This is a genomic window from Lentzea sp. NPDC051838 (assembly GCF_040681245.1).
Classification (GTDB): domain Bacteria; phylum Actinomycetota; class Actinomycetes; order Mycobacteriales; family Pseudonocardiaceae; genus Lentzea.
In genome coordinates, this window is the sequence record NZ_JBFAYI010000018.1 from 137,908 (window position 1) to 153,486 (window position 15,579).

General features: G+C 67.9%; 14 protein-coding genes. 7 read left to right on the plus strand and 7 right to left on the minus strand.

Annotated elements, in window-relative coordinates; translation table 11 throughout:
- The first annotated feature begins 4 nt into the window (after window positions 1-4).
- Window positions 5-1,075: an APC family permease gene (locus AB0M24_RS31420; protein WP_363775992.1), complete on the plus strand. Its 1,071-nt coding sequence runs from the start codon at window positions 5-7 to the stop codon at window positions 1,073-1,075.
- 37 nt (window positions 1,076-1,112) lie between these two features.
- Here the strand turns inward: AB0M24_RS31420 and AB0M24_RS31425 are convergent, their stop codons facing one another.
- A complete protein-coding gene (locus AB0M24_RS31425; protein ID WP_363775995.1) occupies window positions 1,113-2,321 on the minus strand; it encodes a transposase in 1,209 nt (402 codons plus the stop codon).
- Between the two features lie 130 nt (window positions 2,322-2,451).
- On the opposite strand from AB0M24_RS31425, the gene AB0M24_RS31430 reads away from it, so the two are divergent.
- The 3 genes from AB0M24_RS31430 to AB0M24_RS31440 are packed head-to-tail and all read left to right on the plus strand — an operon-like array spanning window position 2,452 to window position 5,167.
- Complete coding sequence (locus AB0M24_RS31430) at window positions 2,452-3,549, plus strand: NAD(P) transhydrogenase subunit alpha (protein WP_363775998.1); 1,098 nt, start codon at window positions 2,452-2,454, stop codon at window positions 3,547-3,549.
- The gene (locus AB0M24_RS31435; protein ID WP_198680616.1) at window positions 3,546-3,812 is read left to right on the plus strand and encodes an NAD(P) transhydrogenase subunit alpha; all 267 of its coding nucleotides are present in this window, start codon (window positions 3,546-3,548) and stop codon (window positions 3,810-3,812) included. Before AB0M24_RS31430 ends, AB0M24_RS31435 begins: the two co-directional genes overlap by 4 nt.
- Before the next feature lie 11 nt (window positions 3,813-3,823).
- Window positions 3,824-5,167: an NAD(P)(+) transhydrogenase (Re/Si-specific) subunit beta gene (locus AB0M24_RS31440; protein ID WP_363776078.1), complete on the plus strand. Its 1,344-nt coding sequence runs from the start codon at window positions 3,824-3,826 to the stop codon at window positions 5,165-5,167.
- On the opposite strand, the gene AB0M24_RS31445 is transcribed toward AB0M24_RS31440, so the two are convergent.
- The 3 genes from AB0M24_RS31445 to AB0M24_RS31455 all read right to left on the minus strand — a co-directional run bounded on the left by AB0M24_RS31445 (window position 5,133) and on the right by AB0M24_RS31455 (window position 9,070).
- The gene (locus AB0M24_RS31445; RefSeq protein ID WP_363776002.1) at window positions 5,133-7,103 is read right to left on the minus strand and encodes a diguanylate cyclase; all 1,971 of its coding nucleotides are present in this window, start codon (window positions 7,101-7,103) and stop codon (window positions 5,133-5,135) included. The genes AB0M24_RS31440 and AB0M24_RS31445 overlap by 35 nt on opposite strands.
- A 54-nt stretch (window positions 7,104-7,157) precedes the next feature.
- A complete protein-coding gene (locus AB0M24_RS31450) occupies window positions 7,158-7,961 on the minus strand; it encodes an SAM-dependent methyltransferase (protein ID WP_363776005.1) in 804 nt (267 codons plus the stop codon).
- Between the two features lie 74 nt (window positions 7,962-8,035).
- Window positions 8,036-9,070: an MFS transporter gene (locus AB0M24_RS31455; protein WP_363776008.1), complete on the minus strand. Its 1,035-nt coding sequence runs from the start codon at window positions 9,068-9,070 to the stop codon at window positions 8,036-8,038.
- A 57-nt stretch (window positions 9,071-9,127) separates the two neighbouring features.
- Between AB0M24_RS31455 and AB0M24_RS31460 the strand changes: the two genes are divergently transcribed.
- From AB0M24_RS31460 to crcB, 3 genes are read left to right on the plus strand one after another with little or no spacing between them, the layout of a single operon-like run.
- Entirely contained in the window at window positions 9,128-9,568 is a 441-nt protein-coding gene (locus AB0M24_RS31460; protein WP_363776011.1) for a MarR family transcriptional regulator, read from the plus strand.
- The gene (locus AB0M24_RS31465; protein ID WP_363776014.1) at window positions 9,552-9,923 is read left to right on the plus strand and encodes a CrcB family protein; all 372 of its coding nucleotides are present in this window, start codon (window positions 9,552-9,554) and stop codon (window positions 9,921-9,923) included. Before AB0M24_RS31460 ends, AB0M24_RS31465 begins: the two co-directional genes overlap by 17 nt.
- Complete coding sequence (gene crcB / locus AB0M24_RS31470) at window positions 9,920-10,258, plus strand: fluoride efflux transporter CrcB (RefSeq protein ID WP_363776017.1); 339 nt, start codon at window positions 9,920-9,922, stop codon at window positions 10,256-10,258. Before AB0M24_RS31465 ends, crcB begins: the two co-directional genes overlap by 4 nt.
- On the opposite strand, the gene AB0M24_RS31475 is transcribed toward crcB, so the two are convergent.
- The 3 genes from AB0M24_RS31475 to AB0M24_RS31485 form a co-directional block, all read right to left on the minus strand.
- Entirely contained in the window at window positions 10,221-12,764 is a 2,544-nt protein-coding gene (locus tag AB0M24_RS31475; protein ID WP_363776020.1) for an NACHT domain-containing protein, read from the minus strand. The two genes, crcB and AB0M24_RS31475, sit on opposite strands and share 38 nt — an antisense overlap.
- A gap of 16 nt (window positions 12,765-12,780) precedes the next feature.
- A complete protein-coding gene (locus AB0M24_RS31480; protein ID WP_363776023.1) occupies window positions 12,781-15,048 on the minus strand; it encodes an AAA family ATPase in 2,268 nt (755 codons plus the stop codon).
- A 92-nt stretch (window positions 15,049-15,140) separates the two neighbouring features.
- Entirely contained in the window at window positions 15,141-15,569 is a 429-nt protein-coding gene (locus AB0M24_RS31485) for a MarR family winged helix-turn-helix transcriptional regulator (RefSeq protein ID WP_363776026.1), read from the minus strand.
- Between the last annotated feature and the right edge of the window lie 10 nt (window positions 15,570-15,579).

Below are 15,579 nucleotides of genomic sequence, written 5' to 3' on the forward strand. Positions count from 1 at the left end.
GCACGTGCAGCTCACCAGGAGCTTGAACCTGACCGACGCCGTGTTCGTCGGCCTCGGCTCGATGATCGGCGCGGGCGTGTTCGCGGTGTTCGCGCCCGCCTCGGCCGCGGCGGGATCGGCCTTGCTGGTCAGCCTCGTCATCGCGGGCGTGATCGCTCTGTGCAACGCGTTGTCGAGCGCGTGGCTCGCAGCGGAGTACCCGCAGTCCGGCGGCACGTACGTCTACGGGCGCGAACGTCTCGGACGCGTCTGGGGCGACCTGGCCGGATGGGCGTTCGTGCTGGGCAAGACGTCGTCGTGTGCGGCCATGGCGTTGACGGTCGGTACCTACGTAGGTGTGCCGAAACCGGTGGCGGTGGCCGCGATCGTGGTGCTGACGGTGTTGAACCTGACGGGCGTCCAGAAGTCCGCGATGGTCACCAGGATCATCGTGATCGCGGTGCTGTGCGCGCTGGCGGCCATGGCGGTCACCGCGCAGGAAGTGCCGACCACGGCTGAGTTCAAGGCGGCGGGCATCCTCCCCGCCGCCGCGCTGCTCTTCTTCGCGTTCGCGGGCTACGCGCGCATCGCCACCCTCGGCGAAGAGGTCAAAGAACCGCGCAAAACGATCCCTCGTGCCGTGATCATCGCGCTCGCCATCACGTTGGTCGTCTACACGACGGTCGCGCTGGTCGCGTTGAGCGCCCTGGGCAGCGACCTGGCCACGAAGACGCTCGCCGACGTGTCCCCGACGCTGGCGCCCGTCATCCGGATCGCCGCGTGCCTGGCCGCTCTGGGGTCGTTGCTCTCGCTGCAGCTGGGGGTGAGCCGGACCGCGCTGGCCATGGCGCGCGACCGCCGGCTGCCGGGGTTCATGGCGGACCTGCGCTGGGCCGAGATCGTCACGGGGCTGGCGGCGATCGCGCTGGTGCTCGCCGTCGACGTGACCCGGGCGATCGTGTTCAGCTCGTTCTGCGTGCTGCTCTACTACGCGATCGCCAACGCCAGCGCGTGGACGCTCGGTAAGCGGTTCGTACCCGCGATTGGGCTGGCAGGGTGCCTGACGCTCGCCGGTGCGGTGCTCTGGCAATTTTGAATGCTCCCTGCCCTGCACGGGCGGTGGGATCTTCGGCTCAGGCTGCCTGCTCGTCCGGCGGACGAGCAGGTCTTGTGCCGTCGTCACCGGCCGGGTTCAAACCTGCCCGGACCAGCATCACCGCCGCGGAGTTCTTGTCCCTGGAGGACACCGCTCCGCACGGCGTGCAGGTGTAGACGCGTTCGGACAGCGGCAACGCGTGCTTGGTTCTCGCACCGCAGGCAGCGCAGTCCATCGTCGTGTGTCTCGGGTCGACCAGCCGCAGGTCACGGCCATGTTTGCGGGCCATCGCGATCAGCTCACGCTTGGTGGCGCCAATCGCGGCGTCCGCGGCTTTGCGGGCCATCGTGGATTTGGCCAGGAACTTCGGCCTGAAGTCTTCCACCGCGAGCACGTCATGGTCGCGCACAACCCGCTTGGCCCACTTGCGGGCGGTGTCCTGCCGCTGCCGGGCGACCTTCTTCTGGATCCTCGCCGCCTGCCGCCTGGCTTTCCGGTAGCCCTTCGAACCGGGCCGGCCTTTGGCCGGTCGGCGACGGGCCATCATCCGCTGATATCGCGCCAGGCCCTTCGCGGCAGTCTTGCCGTGCTCAGGGTGCGGCAGGTCGTGCGCGTCGCTGGTGGTGGTGGCGAGTTCCTTGACACCCCAGTCGATGCCGATCACCCGGCCGGTCACGGGCAGGGTCTGGACTTGCGTCTGGACGACGAAGGAGCAGTACCAGTGGCCGAGGCTGTCGAGGTAGACGCGCACCGACGACGGCACGGCGGGCAACTCCCGCGACCACACAGGCCGCACCACGATCCCGCCCGCCAGCCGCAGCACGCCGTCACGCAACCGGAACCCGCACCGGGTGTAGTTGAGTGTCGGCTCGGCCAGCGACCGCTTCCTGAACCGCGGCATCCCGGCACGCCGTGGCTGCGGTACCCGCTCCCGCACATCCTTGAGCGCCTTGGTACGCGCCACACCGAAGTCCCGGACAACCTGCTGCTGCGCCACCGATGACCCGGCCCGCAACCACTCATACCTGGCGCGCCAGCTCGTCAGCAGTTTGTCCAACTGCGCCGGACCGCACGTGCGCGGGTCGCCAGGATTCGCACGGTTGTGCCGAGAGGTCTCACGCGACTGCGCGACACACTGGTTCCACACCCACCGGCAGCGATCCCACTCCACCAGCAACGCGCGATGAGCGGACGACGACAAGCGCAGCCGGTAGGTGTACCGGGCCACGTTCACCGAATCCGCCATGCCAACGACCTTGCCGAACAGATGTTCGACACGATCGGGCGATGGCGCGTATCGCGCCACCAGCCGGTCGCGTTGATTGTGGCAACTGTGATGTGGCCCGGGTCACCTTTGATCGCGTAACGTGCGTACGGTGAAAGTGGGAACACCCGCAGAGTCGCGGCCCGCCGAGCGCCGTGTCGCCTGCGTACCGGAAACGGTGTCGCCGTTGGTCGACGCCGGATTGACCGTGCACGTACAGGAAGGCGCCGGGCGTCACGCCCACGCCCTCGACGCCGCCTACCGCGCGGCCGGGGCGACGGTGACGCCCGAGGATCCGACGGCGTCGTGCGACGTCGTTGTGTCCGTGCAGCCGCTGACCACCGACCAGGCCGCGTTGCTCAAACCCGGCGCCATCACGATCAGCTTCCTGCAGCCCGCTCTGGAACGTGAGCTGCTGGAGGTCTACCGAGACCGTCGCGTCACGTCGTTCAGCTTCGACCTGCTGCCACGGGTGACGCGTGCCCAGAGCGCGGACGCCCTGTCCTCGCAGGCACTCGTCGCGGGCTACCGGGCGGTCCTGGTCGCCGCCGAACGACTACCGCGCTTCCTGCCCATGTTCACCACGGCCGCCGGCACCGTGCCGCCGGCCAAGGTCCTCGTCCTGGGCGCGGGAGTCGCGGGCCTGCAGGCCATCGCGACCGCACGACGCCTCGGCGCGGTCGTCGAGGCCTACGACGTGCGCAAGGCCGCGGGCGAGGAGGTGCGCAGCCTCGGCGCCAAGTTCCTGGAGCTCGACCTGGAGACGCAGTCCGGCGTCTACGCGTCGGTGCAGTCCGAGGAGTTCCTGGAACGCCAACGAGAACTCATCGGTGACCACGTCGCTCAGTCCGACGTCGTGATCACGACGGCCGCGATCCCCGGCCGCAAGGCGCCCGTGCTGGTCACCACCGACATGCTCAAGGCGATGGCGCCGGGCAGCGTCGTCGTCGACCTGGCAGCGGAGTCCGGCGGCAACTACGCGGGATCCGTTGCAGGACAGGAGACCTGGGTCGGCGAGGTGCTCGTGCACGGCGCGCTGAACCTGCCGTCGTCGATGCCCGTGCACGCGAGCCGCCTCTACTCGCGCAACGTGCTGAACCTGCTCAAGCTGATGATCGTGGACGGCGGCGTGCGGCCGGACCTCGCGGACGAGGTGCTCGACGGCTGCTGCATCACCCACGACGGCCGAATCCGCAAGGAGCTGCCGTGATCGACCTGCTGACGATCTTCGTGCTGGCCGTGTTCGTGGGCTTCGAGGTGGTCTCGAAGGTGTCCACGATCCTGCACACGCCGTTGATGTCCGGTGCGAACGCCATCCACGGCGTGATCCTGGTCGGCGCGATCCTGATCACGGGGTCGGCCGAGAGCACGCTGGAGCTCGTGCTGGGGCTGCTGGCGGTCTTCCTGGCCACTGTCAACGTGGTCGGCGGTTTCGTGGTGACGGACCGGATGTTGGAGATGTTCAAGAAGTGACAGTCCAGCTGATGTACCTCGTCGCGGCGCTGTGCTTCATCCTGGCGCTGAAAGGCCTGAGCTCGCCCAAATACGCGCGCTACGGCAACTTCATCGGCGCGTTCGGCATGCTCATCGCCGTCGTCACCGCGTACCTGCACGGCGCCGTCCACAACGGACTGTGGATCCTCATCGCGGTCGCACTCGGCATCATCGTCGGCATTCCGGCCGCCCGGAACGTGAAGATGACCGCCATCCCGCAGATGGTGGCCCTGTTCAACGGAGTCGGTGGCGCCGCCGCAGCACTCGTCGCCCTCGCCGAGTTCTTCGCGGTCCGCGATCCGGGCTTCCTGTTCCTGCTCGCCAGCGTGCTCACGGTGCTGATCGGCTCGGTCAGCTTCTCCGGTTCGGTGGTCACGTTCCTGAAGCTGCAGGAGCTGATGACCACTCGGCCGGTGCTGCTGCCGGCGGGGCAACAGCTCGCGATCGCGGCCGGTGTGTCGTCGGTTGCCTTGTGCGCCTTGACGATCGCGACGCCGAACGGCTTCCTGCTGTGGTTGCTGGCGGCGGTCGGGCTCGCGCTCGGTGTGCTGTTCGTGCTGCCGGTGGGTGGCGCGGACGTGCCGATCGCGATCTCGTTGCTGAACGCGTTCACGGGTCTCGCGGTGGCGGCGTCCGGCTACGTGCTGGCGAACACGCTGCTGATCGTCGCGGGCACGCTCGTCGGTGCGTCCGGCACCATCCTGACCCGCTTGATGGCGCAGGCGATGGGACGCTCGCTGGCGAACATCCTGTTCGGCGCGTTCAAGGCCCCCGCCATCACGGCGCAGGGTGAGGAGCAGCGGTCGGTCAAGTCGGGCACAGTCGAGGACGTCGCGATTCTGTTGGGGTACGCGAACAACGTCGTCGTCGTGCCCGGTTACGGGCTGGCCGTCGCGCAGGCGCAGCACGCGGTGCGGGAGCTCGTGGCGCAGTTGGAGAAGCGCGGAGTGACTGTGTCGTACGGGATTCATCCCGTCGCGGGCCGGATGCCGGGGCACATGAACGTGCTGCTGGCCGAGGCGGACGTGCCGTACGAGCAGCTCAAGGAGCTCGACGACGTCAACCCCGGCATCACGTCGGTCGACGTCGCGGTCGTGGTCGGGGCGAACGACGTGGTGAATCCGGGGGCGCGCGACGAGCCGTCCAGCCCGATCTACGGCATGCCGATCTTCGACGTCGACCGCGCGAAGTCCGTGGTGTTCATGAAGCGGTCGATGCGGCCGGGCTTCGCGGGCGTGGACAACGAGCTGCTCTACAACCCCAAGACGACGCTGTTGTTCGGGGATGCCAAGGACTCGCTCACGAAGCTTCTGGCGGCGGTGAAGCAGCTCTGAGCAGGTTCGTGACCTCGTTCGCGGACAGAGACGGCAGGAGGCCGATCACGGCGTCCGCGCCGATCGAACGCCAGTGGCCGGCGTCCTCGAGGGTGTGCACCTCGTCGACGCCGAACCGCACGCCGAAGCTGTGCACGGTGGCGATGAGGTCGCGCATCGCCTGGTGCAGCGGGGAATCCGGGCTCGGCGCGGGTGCGCGGGTGATCACCGCGCGGACCTCGATCTCGGTCAGCACGGCCAGTTCGTCGTGCCCGCCGTGGAAGCCGTCCAGCGCCGTCACGATGCCGCTGTCGTGCAGCACCACGGCGTTGTCGTCGCCGGCGAGCACCGAGGAGATGTCGAGGGCGATCCGCAGCCGTTCGGGTGGCAGGCCGGTCTCGTCCAACGCCCGCTTCACGTCCGCGACCAGATCCTCGTCGCGCGACTGCAAAGCGCCCAACGCGATGTGCAGCGTGGGCGCCCTGTCGCCGAACTCCTCGACCCATCTCGCGGCTTGAGCGCACGCCTCGCGCAGCAACCACCTGCCGATCGGCAGCGACAGGCCCGTCGAGTCCGCCAGCGCCATGGTGTCGTTGTGGCTCAGGTCGTCCCAGTGCAGGCGGGCGACGGCGCCGAGCACCTCGCGCGTCTCCAGGTCGTGCACCGGCGAGTAGACGATCTCCAGCTCGCCGTGCTCCCACGCGCCCGGCATCGACGCGGCCAGCGCGTACTTGCCGCGGCGGCGGGCGTCGTCGTGCGGGTCGTGCAACGCCCACTGGCGCTTGCCGCGCGCTTTCGCCTGGCGCAGCGCGGCATTGGCACACCGCATCAGCTCGTTGGCCGTCGCGAACGCCGGAGGCCGGTCCACCACGCCGATGCTGGCCGACACCGCGATGCCGTGATCGTCCACGAAGGTCGGTTCGGCGAGCGCCTCCTGGATCTCCTCGATGGTCGCGGTGACGTTGTCGGAGAACGTCATCAGCGCGAACTCGTCGCCGCCGATCCGGGCCAGCACGGACTTCTTCTCACCGGCCAGCTTGCCGAGCCGCGACGCGACGATCTTGAGCAGCTTGTCGCCCGTGTCGTGGCCCAGGCCGTTGTTGACGACCGAGAACGCGTCCAAACCCAAGTGGTACAACGTGATCGGGGCGTCCGTGACGCGTCGTTCGACCTGCGTGACGAAGTGCTGGCGGTTCGACAGGCCGGTGAGCGAGTCGTGCAGCAGCTGGTGGTCGAGGCTGCGCTGCAACAGGTGCAGCTCGCTGATGTCCTCGACCATGGTGACGTGGTGCGTCGGCTTGCCGTCCGCGTCGCGCAGCAACGACACCGCGAGGTACACCCACACCGGCTCGCCGTCCGCGCGGATCAGTTTGCGCTGGTCGCGGAACCGGTCGAGGTGGCCCTCGCGCACCTTCCGGTACGAAGCGCCCAGCGCCGCCACGTCGTCGGGGTGGTAGAAGTCGGTGAGGTCGCGGTCCTTCAGGTCCTCACCGGTCCGCAGCCCGACGATCTCGGCGAGCGCGTCGTTCGCCTGGACGCACCGGCCGTCGAGGTCGGTGATCACGATGCCCAGCGCGGCGGAGTCGAAGACCTCCTGGAACCGCGCCTGGCTGACCATCAGCGTGCGTTCGACCCGCTGTTTGGCCCGGACGATCGCGACCTTGATCTGCTCCTGCTGGTCGAACGCGTCCATCCGCATGGCCTGTGCGTACGCGGAGCTCAACCGGGCCAGCAAGGACAACGCGAACGAGGGCCAGAGCACTTCGATCGTGGCACGCAACGAGTCCGGGCCGGTTGCGTGGAGTGACACCAATCGATTTGCTACCGATTCAGGTGACTCCGGGAGCTCCTCCAGCGCGTCGAGCAGAGCCTGCTCGATCTCGGCGTGGGACAGCGGGATGTACGCGGTCGCGGTCAACGCGTTCATCCAGCGGGCGGCGAGCTCCGGAAGTTCCATTCTGTGTACAGAGCGTACGGACTTGGTGCCCCCTGGCCAACATCAGCAACGCGGCTAGACCTTACGGCCTACAGCGGAGTAGATGCCTGCCTTGTCCGGATCGTCGGTGTTCGCGCCCTCGGGTCGCCACAGCGGCGTCGGCACGATGCCGGGCTCGACGAGCTCGAACCCGCCGAAGAACCCTTCGATCTCGGTTTTCGTGCGAGGGAACATCGGGTTCTGGCTCTTCTTCATGACCTCGACGATCCCGGCCATCTCCTCGGGCTGCAGGTCCTGGGTGAACTGCGAGAAGGCGAGGTAGCTGCCCGCGGGCACGGCGTCGCGGTACGCGGCCACGATCGCGCGCGGGTCGGCCTCCGGCGGCACGAAGTGGAAGACGCCCACGGTCAGCACGCCGATGGGCTGCGTGAAGTCCAGGAGACCGCTCTCCTCAGCGGCTTTGAGCACCGCGACGGGCTTGGTCATGTCCTCCTGGATGATCGTCGCGCGCGGGTCCTCCTCCAGGATGAGCTGGCTGTGCGCGACCGCGACCTCCTCGAAGTCCACGTACACGACGTGGGCCTCGGGGTCGGCTTTTTGGGCGATCTCGTGCACGTTGCCGACCGTCGGGATACCGCTGCCGAGGTCGAGGAACTGCCGGATCCCGTTGTCCATCATGAACAGCACGGCCCGGCGCAGGAACGCCCTGTTCAGCCGCGCGATCGTGCGCGCGTTCGGCTGCGCCTGCAGGAACTTCTCCGCCAACGCCCGGTCCGCGGCGAAGTTGTGCCCGCCGCCGAGCAGGTAGTCGTAGAGGCGAGCAGCACTCGGCTTCCCCGTGTCGACGCCTTCAGGAACCCAGCTCACCCGTTCAGACATGCGCCCAGGCTACTGAGACGCGACACGCGTGCGGCAGGGGTGGAGCCCTTTTGGCCTAGCAGAACCCGCTGCTGTCACTGAAAAGTGTGAATCAGCATGGTCGCTGCAGCCACGCCCAGTGCCGTCCCGAGTCCTCGTGCGACGTTGACCAGTCCGCTCCCGACACCCGCCGAAGCCTCGGGCAACGCGCCCATGACCCGTTTCGTGCAGGCCGGTGCGATGATCCCGAGCCCGATCCCCGCGATCGCGAGCTGAAGTACTTGCGGCACAGGCATGATCAGCGCGGTCGCGGTGATCAGCGCCCCTGTCCTGATGCCCGGTTTGTGCAGTGTCGTCGCGGCGATCGCGAACCCGAGCGGCAATGCGGCCGTCGTGAGTCCTATATGTGCCAACGGCTGTTGCATGGTGAACGGCAGCAACGTCATCGGCGCGAACAACGCGGCGTACGTGAGCAGCACACCTACGAGCCCGGGGAGAACCTTCCAGTTCGGCTTTGCCTTCTCCGGCTTGGTCTTCGTGCGGGGCAGCAGGTAGTGGCCCGCGACCATCGCGACGATCCCGATGGGAACGTTGATCGCGAACACCGACTGCCACCCGTACTGCTCTGTCAGATACCCACCGAGCAACGGCCCCGCCGCGAGCCCCGTCGCCTGCGCCGCGGCCTGAATGCCGAGCGCCTTGCGCCGTTGCTCAGGCGCGACCGCGCAGGTGACCAGCGCGACGCTGTTGGCCTGCAACATCGCCGCCCCCACCGCCTGCGCCACGCGGGCAGCGATGAGCGAGTCGAAACCAGGCGCGTACACACACGCGATGGACGCGCCCGTGAACACCGCGAAGCCGTAGATGTAGACGATCTTGCGCCCCAGCCGGTCCGCGATCCTGCCCATTGGGACGAGCAGCGCCACGAGCGTGATCAGGTAGCTGAGCGAGATCCACTCGGGATCGGCGTTGAAATGCCGGCTCATCGCGGGGAACGCGAGCGTGACGATCGAGGCGTCCAACTGCCCCATGAACGCCCCGAAGCACACCGTCGCGATGACCAGCCACGGCGCATACGACCGGCGCGTGACCCACGCCGGCCTGGGGGACTCCGTGACGAACCAGTTCATCGTACCCAGATTATATCTGACCCAGAGCTATTAGCGTTCGTTCAGTATCATTTCCGCATGTCAGACGAAGCCCGCACGCTCACCGACGTCGTCACTCGCCTGCGCCGGGCGCTGCGGACGAGCATCCGGGCGGACTGGCCCTGGGAATCCCTGCCGATGGCGCAGGTAGAGCTCCTGCAGACCCTCGCAGAACGCCCGCCGATGAAGGTCGGCGATCTCGCCTCGGCGTTGCGACTAGCCCCCAACACCGTCTCCGGCCTGGTGTCCCAGCTGATCGACTCGGGCCTCGTCGTGCGCGGCGGAGACCCCAAGGACAGGCGGGTAGCACGACTATCCGTCTCACCCCGTGGACACGAACAGCTGCTCGTCTGGCAGCGCGAACACGAGAAGAGAATCGGCTCCGCCCTGTCGAAGCTGGAGCCTTCCGAGCGCGAGGACGTCGTGCGCGCCCTGAAGGCCCTCGACCACCTGGTTGAGCACCTTGCCGAACCCACCTGAGCCGGTCGACCCGGACGTCGACCTGCACGTCCCGGCCCAACGCACTGAGCTTCACCTGCCGTTCGTCGGCTTGGTGTCGCTAGGTGGCGGTCTTGGGGGCGTCGCGCGCTACGGGCTGTCGTTGGCGGTGCCAGGCGCATGGGGGCTGTTCGTCATCAACGTGCTGGGGTCGTTCCTCATCGGCGTTCTGATGGGGTTGGTGCCTCGTCCGCTGGTGCGCGCCTTCTTCGGTGTTGGGATTCTGGGCGGGTTCACGACTTTCTCGTCGTACGCCGCGTCTTGGTCGTGGGCGCTGCTGGCCACTCCGGTTTTCGCTGTGCTGGCAGCGTTTCTCGGGCTGCGGGTGACGCGATGACGGTTCTCGCGGTGTTCCTCGGTGCGGCTTTGGGTGCGCCTTGTCGGTACCTGATCGACCGGTTCGTGCAGTCGAAGCACGAGTCCGATTTCCCTTGGGGCACTTTGACGGTCAACGTCGTGGGCTGCTTCCTCATCGGGCTCGTCGTCGGCACGGACTGGATGCCGTTGCTGGGAACGGGTTTCTGCGGCGGGCTGACGACGTACTCGACGTTCAGCTACGAGACGGTGAAGCTGCTGGAGGCGGGCAAGTACCGCCCAGCTCTGCTCAACGTTCTGGTCAGCGTCGCCCTCGGCGTCAGCGCGGCCGCTGCGGGCGTGGCGCTATCAGGGTGATCTCGCCCTGCTCCCACAGTTCCAGGAACTCGCGCACCTCGGCTGTGAGTCCTTTCCACGCGAGCCAGGCGGGTGGCAGAGTCCTGCGCTCCAGCCGTTCGAGCACCGGCAGTGTCATCATCATGCCGAGAGCTCCACGTGGATCGTCGTACTCGTCGATCCACCGCAGGGTGAGCTCGTCGTGCTCGAACCAGGGCTGGGGTGTCTCGATCATCGCGGTCGCCACGAGGTCCGCGTCCGGCACCTCGGCACCGACCGTTACGACAACGCTGTTGTACCTCGCGTTGGAGACGAGACAGTCCGCGTACAGGGGACGCACCCCGGACCGGCGCACCACCTCGGCCAGGATCCCTGGTGTCTCCATCGCGAACGGACTGCCCGCCCAAGGCGAGTCCTTCCACAGCTCGGTGAGCTGGTCGTGGTGCCGCTCGGTCAGGTCCTTCGCGATCGCCGGCCACCGGGTCTCCCGGTCGGCGGCCGGCACCAGCAGGGTGCCCAGCACCAGTGCCGCCCCGACCTCGCCGCGGTCGACCAGCTCGCTCAGCCGGCCCTCGACCTCCTGCTCGACGGCACGCCGGTTCGCCGCCGAGGAACCGAAGAGGCAGTCGAGAACGGGACTGTCGCTGATGCCCCGGGTCGTGTCGAGGCGGGTCGTGATCGGCTGGAAGACCGACCAGTCCACGGCGGCGCGGGCGATCGCGCGGACCGTGCGCGTGGCGGGGTCGACATGGTGCAGTGATCGCGCGGCGAAGCCCAGGCCTCCGTCGCGGATCGCCTCGCTGAGCAGCTCGTCCGCACCTCCTTCGACGTTGCGGTCGTAGAGCTGCAACACGATCTGCGCGACGACGTCCCACTGGGAGATGTCCCGGTGCATCGCGGCCCACAGCTGATCCGCTGTCCGATGGGTGCGCACGAGGTGCTCGGCCGCGAAGTACTCGAGGAACGTCCGGTGGGTGAAGCCGAACCGGGGCTCGGTCGCGGTCGCGCCGACATCGGTGAGGATCCACGCCCGGCCGGTGCAGAAGTCGAGGAACTCCAGTGCGGTCGCGGACGCCTCGTCGTGGTCGTCGAGCTTGCCTTCGAGGTACGTGGTGAGGATCCGCACGATCCTGCCGCGCCCTTCGGCTTTGCCGGACTCGGCGGCGGTGAACATGGTCCAGGCGAGGTGCTGCACCGCGCCGCGCAACCGGCCGTGGAACTTGAGCGGCAACGGGATCCCGCGCCTGGAGTCCCACTGCTCGAACAGCATCAGCGCACACCGCTCGTAGGCCTGGGCGAGGTTGCGGGGCAGGTACCGGTCGCTGGAGTACATGGCGCACAACAGAGTCAGCAGCAACGGGTTGCTGCGCAGCTCCGGGATCTGCTCGCTGTCCTCCATGAACGACCGCGTCAGCTGCTCGTACTCGGCGGGAGAGGTGGCCTCGTCCAACCTGAACCACTGCCGGACGTACTGATCGGTCTGGTGCTGGTCGAACTCCGCGATGAGCCGCTTGACGAACAGGTCGTCGCTGAGCGGCGCGTCCTCGTAACCGATCTTCCTCGCCGTGACGAGGAGCGGCACCAGGGGATACAGGTGCGCGAACCCCTCCACGAGCGACACGACCCGTCGACGTAACTCGGTCTGCACCAGCTCGTCCAGGCCGTCGAGGACGACCACCGCGCGCCCGGTCCGCAGCAGGTACTCGACGCCGTCCCGCGGAGGCTTGAGGTTGTACGGGGCCTGACACAGCTTTTCCAGGTAGTGCAGGAGATCGTGGCCGCCCTCGTCGAACGAGGTGGCGAACTCCCGCAGCACCAGCAGGAACGGCACGCGGCCCGTTCCGTCGACCGCGATGTCGTGAGCGAACTTCGCCGCCAGAGTCGACTTTCCGGCACCGGGATCGCCCAATATCAGGACGCGCACACCGGGAGCGCCGAGCGTGACGTCGGGGGAGCTGAGGGTGGGCCGCACGTAGAGCTGGTCGTAGCGCACGGACCTGCTGACGCCGGCGTGCGGAAGCCGGATCCTGCTGTGCAGTGCGACGACCTGGTCGCGCAGGCGGGTGGCGAACGTGTGGATGCGGGTGGCGGACTTGAGTCCTTTGAGCAGGCGGCTGTTGCTCGCGGCAGCGGCGTAGAGGTCACTCCCGTTGACCTTGGCGATGGTCCGGCCGAACTGCGGAGCCACCTCCTGGCAGGCCGCGACCATCACGTCGTGCACCACCTCGGCTGTCCGGGTCAGCAGCCCGTCGGACAGCCCGGCCAGCCGAAGCCCTTGGTACAGCTGGTCTTTCGCGGCCTTGCCTCCGGTGTTGCCGACGCGGTGCTGGGCGACGACGGTGGCGAAGTCCGGCGAGTCGAGGTAGTGCTCCAGCGCTTCCGCGTCACGGCGGCGAAGTTCCCGCAGGAGCGCCTCGGTCGCCGCGGTTCCCGCCTGCCGAATCTCCGCCTGACTCGTCATCCGGGGAGCGAGCTGTTCGCTCACGGTGGCGACGACCCGGATGACAGCTGACTCGATGCTCGCCATCCGGGTCTCCCGTTCGCTACGAAACGTCTTTCAGACGGGATAGCACATCGGGCAGCGCGCCGGTGTGGACGACGCCGAGCCGTTGCGTGGCACGGGTCAGCGCGACGTACAGATCCGACGCGCCACGAGGGGATTCCTCAAGGATTCCAACCGGATCGACAACGACGACCGAGTCGAACTCCAGGCCCTTCGCGTCGGTCACCCCGAGCACCACGACCTGGGCGTCTTCCAGGTCGTTGCCCATGGACGAGCCCGGCACCGCCGCGACGAGTGCGGAGCCGACGGACTGCAACAGAGCGCCGGGGACGATCACGGCCACCTTGCCGTCGCCCACCGCGGCGATCTCGTCCGAGATCAGCGAAGGGATCGACGACTCGATCGACGGGACGGCGGAAACCCAGGGCGGCACACCGGTTTCGCGGACGGAGGTCGGTGGCACCAGGGCTGAGTCCACCGAGGCGAGGACGTCGGCGGCGACTTCCATGATCTCGGCCGGGGTGCGGTAGTTCACCGACAACTCCGTGAGACGCCAGCGGTTCTGCACGTACGGGGACAGCACGGTGTCCCAGGAGGTGGCGCCGCCGATGTCGCCGGTCTGGGCGATGTCGCCGACCACCGTCATGGACTTCGACGGGCAGCGGCGCATCAGGGTTCGCCAGGCCATGGCCGAGAGTTCCTGGGCCTCGTCCACGATGATGTGGCCGAAGGTCCAGGTGCGGTCGGCGGCGGCGCGTTCGGCCGCGGTTTCGTAGCGGTCGACGCCGTGGCGTTCGGCCAGGCGGTAGGCGTCCATCAGGTCCGTGGCCATCAGGATGTCCGGGTCGGCGTCGTCTTCCAGGTCGAGGATGTCGAGGACGCCCTGGGCGTACTCGATCGCCTGGCGGCGCTGGCGTTCGGCTCGGGCCTTGGCCTCGGTGTCGTCCTCGCCGAGCAGTTCGGCGGCCTCGTCCAGCAGCGGGACGTCGGCCGGGGTCCAGTCGTCACCAACGCGCTGCAGCAGGTCGCGTTCCTCGCGCGTGAACTTGGACATCGCGCGGTTGCGGCGCTTCGGGTTCGCGTAGAGCTCGGAGAGCAGCGAGAACGGGGTGAGGACCGGCCACAGCGAAGAAATGGCGGCTTGGACCTCTGAGGACTCGCGGAGCTCGCGGCGGATGTCGTCCATGTCCGCCTTGTCGAGGAGATGGCCACCGAGACGCGACGACACCATCGACGCCAGGGTGGAGATGATCTCGCGGGCGAACGTGCGGCGGGCCTCGTTGTGCGCGCGGCGGGTGCGGCGGGCTCGGCCTCGGGCGTCGGAGATCGCGCGGCGGTCGAGGCGCAGGGTGTCGTTGTCGAAGCGGATGTCGACGAACGCCGGGGCCTCCTGGCGGTCGCGCACGGCGGCGGCGATCACGTCGGCCATCTGGATGCGGCCCTTCACCGCCGCTGCCTCCGCCGACTCGCGGCCGACGGCCGTGAGGCCGGGATACAGCTCGCCGACGGTGGACAGCAGGACGCCGGTCTCGCCCAGGGACGGGAGGACCTGGCTGATGTAGCGCAGGAACGTCGTGTTCGGGCCGACCACGAGAACGCCGCGTTTTGCCAGCTGTCGACGGTGTGTATACAAGAGGTATGCGGCGCGGTGCAGGGCCACGGCGGTCTTGCCGGTGCCCGGGCCGCCCTGCACGACGACGACGCCGTTGAGCTCCGAGCGGATGATGATGTCCTGCTCGGCCTGGATCGTCGCGACGATGTCGCTCATCTGGCCGGTGCGCGACTCGTTCAGCGCCGCGAGCAGGGTCGCCTCGCCGGTCAGGCCCTCGTTGCGGGACGGCTCGACCGAGTTGATGTCGAGCACCTCGTCGTCGAGGCCGATGACCTTGCGCGAGCGGGTGCGCAGGTGCCGGCGGCGGCGCACCCCGTCGGGGGAGGCGGCGGTCGCGAGGTAGAACGGCCTGGCGGCGGGAGCGCGCCAGTCCATCAGCAGCGGCTCGTATTCCTTGTCCTCGTCGAACAGACCGATTCGGCCGATGTAGAAGCGGTCTTCGTTGTGGAAATCGAGCCGGCCGAACGCCAGTCCGTTCTCCACCGCGCTGTACTGAGCCAATTGATCTGTGTACATCGCGACCGAGGTGTCGCGCTCTGACCGCATCTGGTGTGTGCCGCCAGTTTGTCGCAACGATTGTGCGAGTCGTTTCGACGTCTGTTCACGGAGGTCGTCGAGCCGGCCGTACAACATGGCCACGTATTCCTGCTCCGGCTCCATTTCGGCGAGCCGGAGGTCATCGGAGGGGCTTGACAACTTGCCTCATTTCTCGATACAATGCGGCGTCGGGTTTTAATCCCGTTCCACATCTCCCTGCCCGCACTCCCGTTCGTGTGAGCGCAGACTGTCTAATCTACACGCAAATCAGCGTGATGCAGGTACGCCTTCCGCAGCAGTGTGGTGAGTTCAACGCGCTCAGAGGCGGTCAACGGCGCCAACAGCTCCTCTTCGTGCGCACGAGCCGTCTCCAGCCGCTCGCCCAACGCCTGCCTGCCCGCGTCCGTGATCGACACGGTGAAGCGGCGACGGTCCCTCTCATCCCGTTTGCGCTGGGCGAACCCGCGCCGCTCAAGATCATCGAGCACGGAGACCAGGTCACTGGCGTCCATCCGCACGCCGTCGCTGATCCGCTTCTGCGCCACGGCGTCCTGCGAGGTCAGGAACGCCAGCACGGTGACGTGCGGCGGACGCAGGTCGCCCCGCGCCAGCCTGCGGGCTTCCCTGACCAGCTGGAGCATCAGGTAGCTGGGCAGACGCAGAAGCTGATCAATGCTCATGTACTCAGCA